This is a genomic window from Allocoleopsis sp., assembly GCF_036703385.1.
Lineage (GTDB): Bacteria > Cyanobacteriota > Cyanobacteriia > Cyanobacteriales > Coleofasciculaceae > Allocoleopsis.
The window spans coordinates 1-12211 of record NZ_DATNPA010000645.1; the positions used below are offsets into that span (position 1 = coordinate 1).

A 12211-nucleotide genomic window follows, 5' to 3' on the forward strand; every position below is an offset into this window, starting at 1 on the left:
GGAATTGTTGCTCAGAGAGACTTGTATTCTGCATTCTTAGCTAAATATATTGACCCAGACACGTTCGTTCTCCAGGTGCGTCGGTTACTCAGTGATTGGCAAAGTGTGGAGCTGCGCTTGCAAGCGGCTTGGAGAACAGCAACGGAAGTGAAATCTGCAACTGGAAGGGTTATCCCTTCCTCCTTTGGTCGTTGCCCAGAGGTAGAGCGGGTCGCTGCGGAAGTCTTTGCAAAAACATCTAAGACCCAGGATGCTGTAAGCCTAAGCCGAGAGCCTGGGAGAGGACGTTCGGTCAAAGAACCTCCCGGTTTTAATGAATCTAACACTTGAAGTGTTAGATGAATGCAACCGGGAGAGTCTCAGTCAGTTAAATCCAAGAGCGGAACCACATTCGGAGATGATAACTTTGCAGCGGCAGGGGAAGACCCAAGTAGATGGGTAACCAGAAAACAAACGCGAGGAGGATTAATAATATCACCGTGACACTAGCACTTCGGTATTCAGTGCGATCGCGATACAGCCAGCGATCGACCAACCAAGCCAGTGCTAAGCCAGAAAACACCGATGAGCCCATATAGTGGTAGAGAAATATACAGCGAGTCACTTTAGCCCAAGGTAATAAATTAGCTGACCAGCCCAGTACTAAGTAGAGAGCAATCCAGGTGTAGGGAGTTGGGGCAAATTTCCAACCGATTCCTTCAATAAGGCGTTGAATCAAGAGGAACAGCAGCAAAAAAATTGCCGCCGTCGAGAGCCACCACAGAAAAGGGTTGCCTATGGCGTGGACATCATACACATATTTTTCGGCACCAGAAGGCAAGGGTGGGTAAACTGGCACTTGCTCAGTCGTATTACGAGCCGTCTGATAGAAGTAGGCAACCGGACGCCACATTAAGAGCCAGCTGTACCAGTGAGAACAGTAAGGATGGACTTTTGGGCCATCCCCAATTTTTTCGTGAAAGGTCAAAATATCATACTGCGCTTGCCAGAATCCAGGCTCTGGATTCATCTTGAGGTGAGGAATCCAAAGCAGGCTGTAGGTGAGAACTGGGATAATGGCAAAATTCCAGAAAATGTGCAGAACATTCAACTGGGTTAGGTTTTGCAGAGGCGTCACGATCAGTCGTGAATCCTGACCTTTGAGTCGGGAGTGGGATGTGAGAGGATTGCTTTCCTGTTCCCTGGCTTCTGTGGAGGGCGTTTGTGAATCGGGGCGCGAAAGTATCCTCTGTTTTTTATCGACATCGCCTGCCGGCGGGAGCAACAGCGGTGTCTTAAAAAATGCTCGCATCCACTGCATCACCCAAGCAGCAACCCAAATCATATAGACGCCCAAGAGGAACCATAACCCGTTCCACTTGATGCAGGCTGATGCTCCAAAAAAGACACCCGATAGGGCAAGATTCAACCATCGCCGGTGTTTTTGTCCCAAGGCTTTGAGAAAAAACAACTGACCCAATAATCCCAGGCTGACTAAATAGACGTTGTTCAGGGCGTAGCGAGACTCGACTAGGAACAGACCATCGGTGGCAGCAAAGAGTGCGGCAATCAAAGCAAAGCTCTTGCGTCGATTGAGTTCATAGGCCAGTGCGCCCACGACTAAGGGAATAAAGGAGCCTGTCAAGGCATTCAACCAGCGGTAACTCCAAGTAGAACGCAGCGAACCAGTCAAACCGTTGAGGTTATCTTGCCCGATGGGGAGATGAGAGCCAATCCACATGCCAATGGCAATGATGTATTGACTGAGGGGTGGATGAGCGTTGAAAAAATGCGTCCCTGTCAAGTAGTTGTTAGCAAACTTAGCATAATAGACCTCATCAAAGACCAACGTATTAAATCGACCCAATCCCCAAAAGCGCAAGGCAGCTGAGAAGACAAGGATGGCGGTCATGCCGATGCCAAACCAAGGGATAGACGAGTTGGATAGCTTTTTAGACCAAGTCATAAAATCATGCTTTTTAGCTCAAAGCTGTTAAAGGAAATGTGTCGCCTCATTCCAAACGTTTCTCACTTAGACCTTAATCTTGGGTTCAGAGTGTGTCGGACTACAGCCATGAGTGATCGTGAAATCAATCAGTTGAGTCATCGTGAAATCGATTCGAGTCCCGATCCGTCTGGTCAACCGCCACCAACCGGGTGGCAGGGTATAATTGCCCACTTCTTCAAGTTTCACGAATACCGGACAGATATCCGCACTGAAGTCTTGGCGGGTGTTACCACCTTTATGACAATGGCATATATTCTGGCAGTTAATCCGAGCATTTTGTCGAATGCCATTTTTTTGCAACAGCCACAGGATTTGTTCGGGGAACTGAATCATTGGGCTTTTGGATTCTAAGCTTGAGAGTGTTGGCAAAGCTTGGAGATTTAGGGAATGAACATTAGGGTAATGAGCTTCAATTTGCGCTATGACAAGCCTGACCCTGATAACCATGCCTGGAAGGTGCGAAAACAGGCCGTGGCAGCGCTGATTACCCATTATTCACCCGATATTATTGGCACCCAAGAGGGACAAGCCCACCAGTTGTTGGACTTACATCGGTTGCTGCCAAACTATCAGAGTGTTGGGAGCGATCGCACGGGAACCGATACGGGTGAGTATTGTGCTATCTTCTACCGAACTGAGCGGCTGAGGTGCCTAAGGACGCAAGATTTTGTTTTGAGCGATACCCCAGAAATTCCAGGGAGTATTAGCCCCGCTTGGGGCAATCCCATCCCGCGCATGGCTAGCTGGGCTGTATTTGCCGTTGTGGGGGAAGCCAGAACGGTAACTCTTTTGAATACTCATCTCGACTACAAAAGTACTCAGGCACGAGAATTAGGGGTAAAGCTGATACGCGATCGCCTTTGTCAGTACGTAGAGAGCGATCGCATCGGTGGTTTAGACTTGGCTGAGTCTTATCTGTTCCTCACGGGTGACTTTAATGCTGATCCGGGTACGGTTCCCAGGGAGATGTTGAAATCTCCTTTATCCAATGGCGTCACCCTGCACGACGCCTTGAAGGATATTGCATTAGAGCATCAACTCAGCTTTCACGACTTCACGGGACAAGCCTTTGCTGCGATTGATACGATTTACTATGACAGCCGCGTCAGTTTGCAAAATGTATTAATTGATACTCAGCAATGGCTGGGAATTTGGCCTTCCGATCACTTTCCGGTAGTCGCCGATTTTGTCGATACAGGACTCAACGCTGACATACAGAGGAATAATAGGGATTGAAGGGATGAGAGCAGATTTACAAAAACTGTTCTCCCACCCTTGCGCCCATAACCCTGATTTTTAGGTCAGTGAGGTCATCAACACAGTCCCATGAAGGAATCCATCAGTAAGCTTCCTCGCCAGCTCAGTATTGGGTTAATCTTCCCGATTCTTTTTCTCAATGGCTGGCTTCTGCTTCTGTTGGTTCAGATGCTACAGCCTTTGCCTAGCATTTTAATCACAGCTACCCTAATCGCATTTTTGCTCGATTATCCCATTCGGTTTCTCCACGAGCGCGGAATCAATCGAGGCATAGCTATGGGAGTAGTAGTCCTATTATTTCTGATGATTTTAGTCACTTTAGGACTGTTCTTGGTGCCCATTATTCTGCAACAGGCCAATGAATTGTTAACTCGGCTACCCGATTGGCTAAAATCGGGTCAACAGCAACTGCAAAGCCTGGAAAATTGGGCGATCGCTCAACAGTTACCGATTGATTTGAGTAGCACGTATAGTCAGATCATTGAACGAATAACGAGCCTACTGCGTTCCCTTACCAGTCAAGTGTTCAGTTTGATCTTTAATACGATTGGCAGCCTCGTCAATGTTTTCTTGACACTGGTTTTTTCTTTTTTCCTCGTTTGGAGAGGGGAACGATTGTGGAATGGCATCCTCAGCTGGTTTCCTGATCAGTGGGATCAACTCATCCGTCAAGCCCTGCCATACAATTTCGAGCGGTTTATTGCCGGTCAAGTCATTCTGGCAGTGATCATCAGTATTGCTCAGACAACCGCTCAGTTGATTTTAGGTGTACCTTTAGCTCAACTCTTTGGCTTTGGTATTGGAGCAGCTAGCCTGATTCCCTTTGGTGGCACCACGAGTATTGTGATCGTGAGCTTGCTCCTGGCACTGAATAACTTTTGGTTAGGGGTTAAAGTTTTAGTCGTGGCGATCGTGATTAATCAAATCGTCGAGAATGTTTTGGGGCCGCGCATTGTTGGCGAACTAACTGGATTGAATCCAGTATGGATGCTGATTTCGCTGGATATTGGTGTTAAGACGGGAGGAGTTCTAGGGTTGCTGGTAGCTGTGCCGATCGCGAGTTTTATTAAAGTAACGTTTGATACTATTCGGTCTTCTCCACTCACGATCCAAGTTGTACCCAGTACAGCAGAAATTCCTGCCAGCCCTGAAGACAAGAAGCAAGCTAAAAAATCAACCAGTGCAAAAGAAGTGCTATAGGAGGTGTTGGGTAGTACCCATACTAGTGCAGCGTAGCAGAAATAAATGACCCGCTTGCCAATCTGCCCTAATCCTATAAACACTTGACAATGAGATAAGTATAGTCGCAGATAAATCCGATAAAAATGGCAAGACCCACACAAGCTCACATGTCTCGAACGATAGGTAAGAACAAGCCTGACGCCTTTAAAGATCTGACAAAACGCCAGGTCGAGTACTACATGGGCGCAAAGCTGATTGAGGTTGGAGTTAACCCGAACTCAGCCATTTATCGATGGTCGTTAGAAACTAAGGGTAACAACGAAATTTGGACTTACAGTGCATACTGGGGCGATTCCAAAGAGCAATTGCTCAAACAAGAGCAGAGTTCGGCAGATAATGCATAGCAGGAATTAAGGAACTGTAATTTAATAGCAATCTGTAAGGGCATGGCCATGCCCCTACATAGGAAATTGGAAGTTAATAAATCCTCAATCCTGAGCTACTGGGTGAGCGGTAACGATTCGCTTCTAGATAGCTGGGCTGAACGCGATCGCACGTTTGCCACAATAAAATTAAGTTGACAGCGCTACTCTGTTGGGCATCATGTATCAAGCAGACCCACCTCTCGACCCGAAAAAAGTTTTGCCCACGATGTACGATCTTCCCAGCGAAGACCCAGAGGAGCCTGGTTTGCCTGACGAATACCATCTACTACAGCCCCAACTTTTGGCGTATACCTTCCGTCCTGCCAACTATCCAGAAGACGAAATCTTTGTTGCCAGCGATTTAAATCTTTACTACAACGTTCGTCATCCTCTTTGGTATAAACGCCCCGACTGGTTTGCAGTTGTAGGCGTACCGAGGTTGTATGAGCAACGGGAACTGCGCCTAAGCTACGTAGTTTGGCAAGAAGGGGTTAATCCCTTCGTCGTCGTCGAACTGCTCTCACCGGGAACTGAAAAAGAAGACTTGGGACAAACGTTGCGGGAAGTCAATCAACCCCCAACAAAATGGGAAGTTTACGAACGAATTTTGCGGGTTCCCTATTTCATTGTGTTTGACCGTTACACCGACCAGTTAAGAGTGTTTCAGTTAACGGGAAGTAGCTACACCGAGTTAGAACTAAGTGAGCCGCGAGTGTGGATGAATGATATTCAGCTTGGTTTGGGGATGTGGCAAGGTGTTTATCAGGGAATTGAGCGCCTCTGGTTGCGTTGGTATGATGCAGACGGTAACTGGATTCTTATCCCTGAAGAGCGAGAAAGACAACGGGCTGAACAAGAAAGTCAAATGCTTGAACGAGAAAGGCGACGAGTAGAAAGATTGGCAGAACAGTTGCGATCGCTCGGCGTTGAACCGGAGTTGGAGGATGAGGTTTAGGGGGTGGGGGGAAGGTGCGATCGCTGGTAGGGGCATAGCATTGCTATGCCCTTATGGAGAATTTGTTAAGTCCTGAATCAGTTGGTTAGGAGTCAGGATTCGAGGAGTTGTCACTGGGAAATCTTGCGGGTTGCGGGTAACAATGGCATCTAGTTGATTCACTATAGCAGTGCTGTATTGAATTGCATCTTCAAAATCCCTAAAGTTGGAGGTTAATGCCATCCTTATGACTGCCTCATTAACTGTAGCAATTTGGCAGTATGTGGCTAACCAATTGATAAAATCAGTTGTCCATTCTCGACCTCTTGACCTACGGATAATGTAATAAAGGTCACCAAAGGTTGATGCTGAGATATAACCTTCAATTTTACCTTGCTCAACCAGTAATAATACTTGTTGACTTGCCTCAAAATGAGGCTGACGCTCAAGGGCAACGTCCACAATAATATTGGTATCGAGAAGTACTGTCACAAGTTATGTTTTTCCTTTAATGCTTCCCATCTCCCCTCATCTGGGTCAAAGTCTGGCGGAACAGGTGGGGCATTTTCTAGTAATTCTCTGAGTGATTTTACCTGAGATTTTCTCTTCGGTACTTCAGGCTGTGACTCGGAATCGATCACTGTGGAACTAGCAACCGTCTCAACTACCTGCAAGACAATTACCTCTACTTCTCCTGGTGGCATCTTAACAGGTTGGGCAATCACTAAGTTACCTGCTGCATCGATTGTTCCCTTGAGTTTGTAAGCTTGCATATTATTTCTCCTATGTAGCTAGGTGAGGTGCGTTACCTTTAGTTAACACAACCTACGATTTGCTTTAACTTAGCGAGTCTTGGTTTAAAAATAACCTCACGCGCTTAGCGATCGCTTTTATTGATATAGAGGTTGATGCGATCGCTCGGCGTTGAACCCGATCTGGATTTGGAGGTTTAGGGGGGTTGAGGGGAAGGTGCGATCGCTGGTAGGGGCATACAATATTATTTATTACTAACCATTCCATTTGACAAAAGATTCATAGGAATCATAATCTTCATCAGTATAGAACCACCCCTTGCTAGCTCTAATCGTTGATTCAGTGTACTCTTCACCCTCTAGAAGTAAATCATGATACTCATTGTTAATTTCCTGTTTATCACATTCCTCTAAATCAATATCATAATTATTATCAAATTTTTCGGAAGAATTATCTTCATCATAATCTTTCCGTTTATTAAAATAAATTATTTTACTTGAGCCAACTCCATTGTGATTTGATAAAGAAGGAGAATAACTTCCGTAAGAATCAGTGTGTAACTCCGATGAAGTGCTAAGAGCTTCTATCTCCTTCGAGATAGATTGTGTTACATTTTGACATTCCTGATAAATTTTCAAGCGCTGACGATAGGCATTGAAGTACTTAGGATTAAGATGAATCACCCGCTCCAAATCTTCAATTGCCCCTATGTAATCTCCAATCTCAGCCTTGGTTATTCCTCTGTCGTAGTAAGCATGAGTATTCGTAGAGTCAATATGTAGTGCTTGAGTCCAAGCCTCAATCGCTTTCTGCATATTCCCTTGTCGGCGATAGTCAACTCCTAAGTTAAAATAACTCGCAAAGCTTTTAGATTTATGTCCTACTTGATGCAGTTTCACTCCCAATGCCCTCACTTAAAATACTTTGTCATTAGTACCCAAATTTCCTTGATGCCAAAGATAGATGTTTACACCAGTCTTCAGATGTCAGAAAAAATTTTATAGGCACTCTCATAGCAAGAACATAAAGTGCCTATCAAACCAGAGAGTTAGTAAACAGATTGACTTACGCTCTCTTAAAACGAATTGCTGGGTCGAAGAATAATCAATTGATGACGAGCGCGAGAAGCACCCACATATAACAGTTTTCTGAGATAATTGCTATTATTTATCTCAGTTTCAACCAGAATGACAACTGGACTTTCAAGCCCTTTGAAACGACCAATTGTGTTGCAAATAATTTCATTATTACTAGTATCAGGAACGGCTTTTATTCGGAACTGTCCTACAACCTGGTTCTGAAGTGCTTGTTTCTGCTTCGCTGTTAGAATCACAATGTCCTTCGTAGCAACATTTTCTTGAACAACCAGACGGTGGAGAAGACGGCTGAGAGTACTCTTCAACAGAGCATTGTTGTTGCTTGGATAGGAAACAATTTCTACGTCCTTTCCTTCAGGGCCGAGAGCTATGGTTGAATCCTTTCCAGTGTAAAACTGGAGAACGTAGGAGTGTATCTTCTGAGTATTGCGACAGTTTTTAGTCAGGGAAAAAGGGGCTTCCTCCAGTGGAGGTTGCCAGCCTTTCCCGAAGATGTTCTGATTACTATCGTGAAAGAAATAAAAGATGCCATTATCCGGCTCGTTCAGCAATAACTTAAGTGCCACCCACCAGTTTTCAGGAAAATCCTGCCCTTCATCTACAATCACTGCATCCACACGCCAGTTAAGCTGGTCAGCAGCTTCTATCAGCAGATTGGGATAAATTTCATTGAAGCGTTTGTCTTCAGGGATATTGTTATCTGGTGCTGCCAGCCCAGCTTGATGAAACAGTTTCTCACAGAGCGCATGAAAGCTGTAAACGTGCAGATTTTGTTTCCAGCCAAGGCGCTGACGTAAGAACTGAGCTAAACCTCTGTTGTAACAGGTTAGTAAGACGTTGAATCCCTGCTTGTGCAGGCGGCGAGCTTTCTCAAGCGCTAATAAAGTTTTGCCTGAACCCGCACAACCACTGATAGCCACGCGCCGATGACTTGCCAGGAAATCCAGTATGCCAATTTGTTGCTCAGTTAGATGCCTGAACTCCTGCTCGTTCTCGGCGAAAGGCAGCAGTACTGGGGCAGTTATCGATGGTCTGAGAATTTTGACCAGTTCTTGAACACCTCTGGCATCAAAATTGCCTTGAGGTGGATTTTGACCGTGCCAGTAATTCAGGACAGATTGTACCCAACCTGTTAAATCATTCAACTGGGTACCATCTAATATGATTTCGTGATGGGCGTGTGGAGGTAGCCAACCATTAACTTCGATATCAGGAAATGCGACTGCGTAATCCAGTGGAATCCAACGGTTCCTCCAGTACGGCAGCTCCTTAAGGCGATAGAGCAGATTGTACTTGCTGTCGCACACTTGTTTGAACGGGTCTTTTATCGAGTTGTTGTTGCTCAACCACTTTTCTGTTGTACCGTTGTAGCTAATGCTGCCCCCTTTGACTTCTAGTACTAAGATGCCTAGCTTGGGACAAGCAATAACAAAATCAGCTTCGCCATCCGTGGCACCATTACGTAGGTTCCTTACTTGCCAGCGAACCTGATGAAAAACGGTGAAATCGTCAGATAGCTGTTCCTTGAATGCCTTGTATAAACGCCTTTCAGCAGGACTTTTGACATCATCAGGCAGGTGATCGGGGAACATCTTTGCCATAACGCACCTTAGTTTTATATGGGTTAGTTACACAGCCCTAACTGACAATCTCAGAGGACTTACTTATAGAGTTCCCAGAAATGTAGACTGAGGAACAGTCTTGAAGAAAAGCTCAATCGACCTGTAAAGGTTACTATGCGGGAATTTAAGAATTTTGTTCAGTACGAAGCCTCTTCATCCACGTATAGGATAATGCGATCGCACCTCCACTTTTTGGCACAATGCGATCGCCTCTGTGGTCAGTTGTCAAAACTTGATGGGCACTCTACCAGCCAAGTCATAACCAAAAGCGATCGCTAAAATATAGCAACGACCCAAAGCGGAGGCAAGAGCAGCATGGTACAACAATTGCCAACTGATACCACGCCAGCCATCATCTACCCTGACAGCGACGGTCAACCAATGGCAGATAACACAAAACAATTTCGCTGGATTGTTGTTATTAAGGAAAACTTAGAACTCTTGTTTTCCAATAACCCTGATGTGTTTGTCGCAGGCGATTTGCTCTGGTATCCCGTCGAAGGAGATAATAAGCTTCGCCAAGCACCCGATGCAATGGTTGTCTTCGGTAGACCAAAAGGAGACAGAGGTTCTTACAAGCAATGGGAAGAAAACAACATTCCTCCACAAGTTGTCTTTGAAATCCTCTCCCCTGGCAATCGCCTCAAAGCAATGGCTCAGAAATACAAGTTCTATGAACGTTATGGTGTAGAGGAATATTACGTTTATGACCCAGACGAAGTAGATTTGATTGGCTGGCTGCGCTCTGGACAAGAATTAGATGTTATTGAAGAGATGAACGGTTGGGTTAGTCCCCGTCTAGGGATAAGGTTTCAGCTAACATCTGAAAACCTAGAAATTTCTTCACCCTCAGGAGAACGCTTCCTATCCTTTGTTGAACTGGCTCAACTGAGGGAACAAGAACGCCAACGCGCCGAACAAGAACACCAACGCGCCGAACAGGAATACCAACGTGCCGAACAGGAACGCCAACGTGCAGATGAAGCGCTGACTCAGTTGGAACAGGAAAAACAGCGCTATCAAGCTTTAGAGGCACTCCTGCGAGAACGCGGAATTGACCCAAATCAGTAGATCTCTTGCTCTCATTCAACTTTCGCCCCCCACTCCCCCCAAAATTGAGGGAGAATATATTCAAAGTCCCCCAGAATTGGGGGATTTAGGGGGCATTCCAGATTTATGCAACACGTCTAGTTGTGAAGTTCCAGCACTCCTCAAGCGCTGAAATACTTCGCCACTGGGTGATAAGTGATAATCGCCGTTGTAGACTGTTCAGGATATAGCTGTTCGCTTTCATCCATGTAGAGATTGATGCGATCGCTCCCCAACAACTCCAACTGCTTATACTGGTCTTGAATATTCGGACAAGCCGGATAGCCAAAACTATACCGAGAACCCCGATATCGTTGAGCCAACATATCCCGAATATTATCCGGTTCCTCATTCCCAAATCCTAACTCCCGACGAATCCGAGCGTGCGTCCACTCCGCCAACGCCTCCGCTGTCTGCACCGCTAACCCGTGGAAATATAAATAATCCTTGTACTGATTCGAGTCAAACAACTTCTTCGCATATTCTGTCGCCACCTCCCCAACCGTCACCGCTTGCATCGGGAACACATCAATAATCCCAGACTCCTTTGGCGCATAAAAATCCGCAAGGCACAGACGCCGCAAAGAACGCTGCCGAGGGAAATTGAAGGTTGCGACAACTCCCTCTTCTCCCCCCCTTGCTAAGGGGGGGTTGGGGGGGGTATCCGGATTGTAAATATACAGTGTATTCCCCTCAGCCTGACAAGGAAAATAACCATAAATCACCTGAGGATGCAACAACTTCTCCTCAACAATGCGCCGCTTCCAATCCTCTAGAACTGGATAAACCTTCTCTTGCAAAAACGCATCATACTCTTCCCGCGATTGTTCTTTCGGCTTGCGGAACTGCCATTGTCCAGCAATCAAAGCTTGCAAATCCAGATACCCAAATATCTCTTCTAAGGAGATATCCTCTGGTTGTAATAACTTAGTTCCCCAGAACGGAGGAGTAGGGCGTTCAATATCTATCGCAACAGCCTCTGAACGCTTGGTATCCACCTCTCTTGTGGGGTGGGCATCCTGCCCGCCATCTTCTACACTCTCCTTGAGTGGCAGCGTTGACGCCTGCTCCACAACAGGTGTATGCCCATTTCCTTCTACTTCATCCAAAAATCCTTTTAAATCCTCCCAATTTCCTGCCGCTTTAGCAGGCATCAACTTATCCATGAAGTGCAGGTCAGAAAAGGCATCTTTGCCATAAATAACCTTACCTTTGTAGGTATTTTGGCAATCTTCATGGACAAATTTTGGTGTCAGTGCTGCACCACCTAAAATCACGGGGACAGTAATTCCTCGTTCGTTAAAGGTTTGCAAATTCTCTTTCATAAAAGCCGTAGATTTCACCAGCAATCCACTCATCGCGATACAATCAGCTTTGTGCTGTTCGTAGGCATCAATAATGTTATCGACAGGTTGCTTAATTCCCAAATTAATCACCTGGTAGCCGTTGTTAGAAAGGATGATATCGACTAAGTTTTTTCCTATGTCGTGAACATCCCCTTTCACGGTTGCAATAATCACTTTACCTTTTGCATTATTACCACTATCTGCTTTGTCCATAAATGGCTCTAAATACGCCACGGCGGCTTTCATGGTTTCCGCCGATTGCAACACAAAAGGAAGTTGCATTTGTCCAGAACCGAAGAGTTCACCAACAACTTTCATCCCATCCAGGAGAAAAGTATTGATAATTTCGAGGGGTGGATACTTTTCTAATGCCTTAGCGAGTTGTTCTTCCAAGCCAATCCGTTCGCCATCAATAATGTGGCGCTTGAGGCGTTCTTCGACGGGGAGGCTTTCGTCTTGGGAGCGATCGCGTTTTGTCGTTTTCCCTTCAAACAGCGTGGTAAGCTCTGCCAAGGGGTC

At 45.8% G+C, this 12211-nt stretch carries 14 protein-coding genes and 2 pseudogenes; 8 read left to right on the plus strand and 8 right to left on the minus strand.

Annotated features, from left to right (window positions below; genetic code table 11):
• Positions 1 to 330: pseudogene (locus V6C93_RS30595) on the plus strand (hypothetical protein); the annotation flags it as partial.
• A gap of 37 nt (positions 331 to 367) precedes the next feature.
• Here V6C93_RS30595 and V6C93_RS30600 read toward each other — a convergent pair.
• Positions 368 to 1945, minus strand: coding sequence for a dolichyl-phosphate-mannose--protein mannosyltransferase (locus V6C93_RS30600; protein ID WP_333480455.1), 1578 nt, complete (start codon positions 1943 to 1945; stop codon positions 368 to 370).
• Positions 1946 to 2053: 108 nt separating this feature from the next.
• Between V6C93_RS30600 and V6C93_RS30605 the strand changes: the two are divergent.
• The 4 genes and pseudogenes from V6C93_RS30605 to V6C93_RS30620 form a co-directional block, all read left to right on the plus strand.
• Positions 2054 to 2314: pseudogene (locus V6C93_RS30605) on the plus strand (NCS2 family permease); the annotation flags it as partial.
• Positions 2315 to 2374: 60 nt separating this feature from the next.
• On the plus strand, positions 2375 to 3223 hold the full coding sequence (locus tag V6C93_RS30610) for an endonuclease/exonuclease/phosphatase family protein (RefSeq protein WP_333480457.1): 849 nt from the start codon (positions 2375 to 2377) through the stop codon (positions 3221 to 3223).
• 90 nt (positions 3224 to 3313) lie between these two features.
• Complete coding sequence (locus V6C93_RS30615) at positions 3314 to 4444, plus strand: AI-2E family transporter (RefSeq protein ID WP_333480458.1); 1131 nt, start codon at positions 3314 to 3316, stop codon at positions 4442 to 4444.
• Between the two features lie 125 nt (positions 4445 to 4569).
• On the plus strand, positions 4570 to 4830 hold the full coding sequence (locus V6C93_RS30620; protein ID WP_333480459.1) for a hypothetical protein: 261 nt from the start codon (positions 4570 to 4572) through the stop codon (positions 4828 to 4830).
• Positions 4831 to 4903: 73 nt separating this feature from the next.
• On the opposite strand, the gene V6C93_RS30625 is transcribed toward V6C93_RS30620, so the two are convergent.
• Positions 4904 to 5038 carry a hypothetical protein gene (locus tag V6C93_RS30625; protein WP_333480460.1) on the minus strand — a complete coding sequence of 45 codons (135 nt, stop codon included), beginning with the start codon at positions 5036 to 5038 and terminating at the stop codon, positions 4904 to 4906.
• Here V6C93_RS30625 and V6C93_RS30630 point away from each other — a divergent pair.
• Positions 5030 to 5806, plus strand: coding sequence for a Uma2 family endonuclease (locus V6C93_RS30630; RefSeq protein WP_333480461.1), 777 nt, complete (start codon positions 5030 to 5032; stop codon positions 5804 to 5806). The two genes, V6C93_RS30625 and V6C93_RS30630, sit on opposite strands and share 9 nt — an antisense overlap.
• Positions 5807 to 5857: 51 nt before the next feature.
• Here V6C93_RS30630 and V6C93_RS30635 read toward each other — a convergent pair whose 3' ends face one another.
• The 5 genes from V6C93_RS30635 to V6C93_RS30655 form a co-directional block, all read right to left on the minus strand.
• Positions 5858 to 6277 carry a PIN domain-containing protein gene (locus V6C93_RS30635; RefSeq protein ID WP_333480462.1) on the minus strand — a complete coding sequence of 140 codons (420 nt, stop codon included), beginning with the start codon at positions 6275 to 6277 and terminating at the stop codon, positions 5858 to 5860.
• On the minus strand, positions 6274 to 6558 hold the full coding sequence (locus tag V6C93_RS30640) for a hypothetical protein (protein ID WP_333480463.1): 285 nt from the start codon (positions 6556 to 6558) through the stop codon (positions 6274 to 6276). The genes V6C93_RS30635 and V6C93_RS30640 overlap by 4 nt, the downstream gene beginning before the upstream one ends.
• 64 nt (positions 6559 to 6622) lie before the next feature.
• On the minus strand, positions 6623 to 6805 hold the full coding sequence (locus V6C93_RS30645; RefSeq protein ID WP_333480464.1) for a hypothetical protein: 183 nt from the start codon (positions 6803 to 6805) through the stop codon (positions 6623 to 6625).
• A complete protein-coding gene (locus V6C93_RS30650) occupies positions 6793 to 7437 on the minus strand; it encodes a tetratricopeptide repeat protein (protein WP_333480465.1) in 645 nt (214 codons plus the stop codon). Before V6C93_RS30650 ends, V6C93_RS30645 begins: the two co-directional genes overlap by 13 nt.
• Before the next feature lie 176 nt (positions 7438 to 7613).
• The gene (locus tag V6C93_RS30655) at positions 7614 to 9236 is read right to left on the minus strand and encodes an NERD domain-containing protein (RefSeq protein ID WP_333480466.1); all 1623 of its coding nucleotides are present in this window, start codon (positions 9234 to 9236) and stop codon (positions 7614 to 7616) included.
• Between the two features lie 135 nt (positions 9237 to 9371).
• On the opposite strand from V6C93_RS30655, the gene V6C93_RS30660 reads away from it, so the two are divergent.
• Positions 9372 to 9536 carry a hypothetical protein gene (locus V6C93_RS30660; protein WP_333480467.1) on the plus strand — a complete coding sequence of 55 codons (165 nt, stop codon included), beginning with the start codon at positions 9372 to 9374 and terminating at the stop codon, positions 9534 to 9536.
• Between the two features lie 36 nt (positions 9537 to 9572).
• Complete coding sequence (locus V6C93_RS30665) at positions 9573 to 10328, plus strand: Uma2 family endonuclease (RefSeq protein ID WP_333480468.1); 756 nt, start codon at positions 9573 to 9575, stop codon at positions 10326 to 10328.
• A gap of 140 nt (positions 10329 to 10468) precedes the next feature.
• Here the strand turns inward: V6C93_RS30665 and V6C93_RS30670 are convergent.
• A partial coding sequence (locus tag V6C93_RS30670; protein WP_333480469.1) for a vitamin B12 dependent-methionine synthase activation domain-containing protein occupies positions 10469 to 12211 on the minus strand: 1743 nt, incomplete at its 5' end.

Bases quoted from the DNA above. Each gene is read 5' to 3' on its own strand.
- V6C93_RS30640 (WP_333480463.1), bottom strand. From the start codon at position 6,558: ATGCAAGCTTACAAACTCAAGGGAACAATCGATGCAGCAGGTAACTTA.
- V6C93_RS30660 (WP_333480467.1), top strand. From the start codon at position 9,372: ATGCGGGAATTTAAGAATTTTGTTCAGTACGAAGCCTCTTCATCCACG.
- V6C93_RS30600 (WP_333480455.1), bottom strand. From the start codon at position 1,945: ATGACTTGGTCTAAAAAGCTATCCAACTCGTCTATCCCTTGGTTTGGC.
- V6C93_RS30615 (WP_333480458.1), top strand. From the start codon at position 3,314: ATGAAGGAATCCATCAGTAAGCTTCCTCGCCAGCTCAGTATTGGGTTA.
- V6C93_RS30630 (WP_333480461.1), top strand. From the start codon at position 5,030: ATGTATCAAGCAGACCCACCTCTCGACCCGAAAAAAGTTTTGCCCACG.
- V6C93_RS30665 (WP_333480468.1), top strand. From the start codon at position 9,573: ATGGTACAACAATTGCCAACTGATACCACGCCAGCCATCATCTACCCT.
- V6C93_RS30655 (WP_333480466.1), bottom strand. From the start codon at position 9,236: ATGGCAAAGATGTTCCCCGATCACCTGCCTGATGATGTCAAAAGTCCT.
- V6C93_RS30620 (WP_333480459.1), top strand. From the start codon at position 4,570: ATGGCAAGACCCACACAAGCTCACATGTCTCGAACGATAGGTAAGAAC.
- V6C93_RS30645 (WP_333480464.1), bottom strand. From the start codon at position 6,805: ATGGAATGGTTAGTAATAAATAATATTGTATGCCCCTACCAGCGATCG.
- V6C93_RS30610 (WP_333480457.1), top strand. From the start codon at position 2,375: ATGAACATTAGGGTAATGAGCTTCAATTTGCGCTATGACAAGCCTGAC.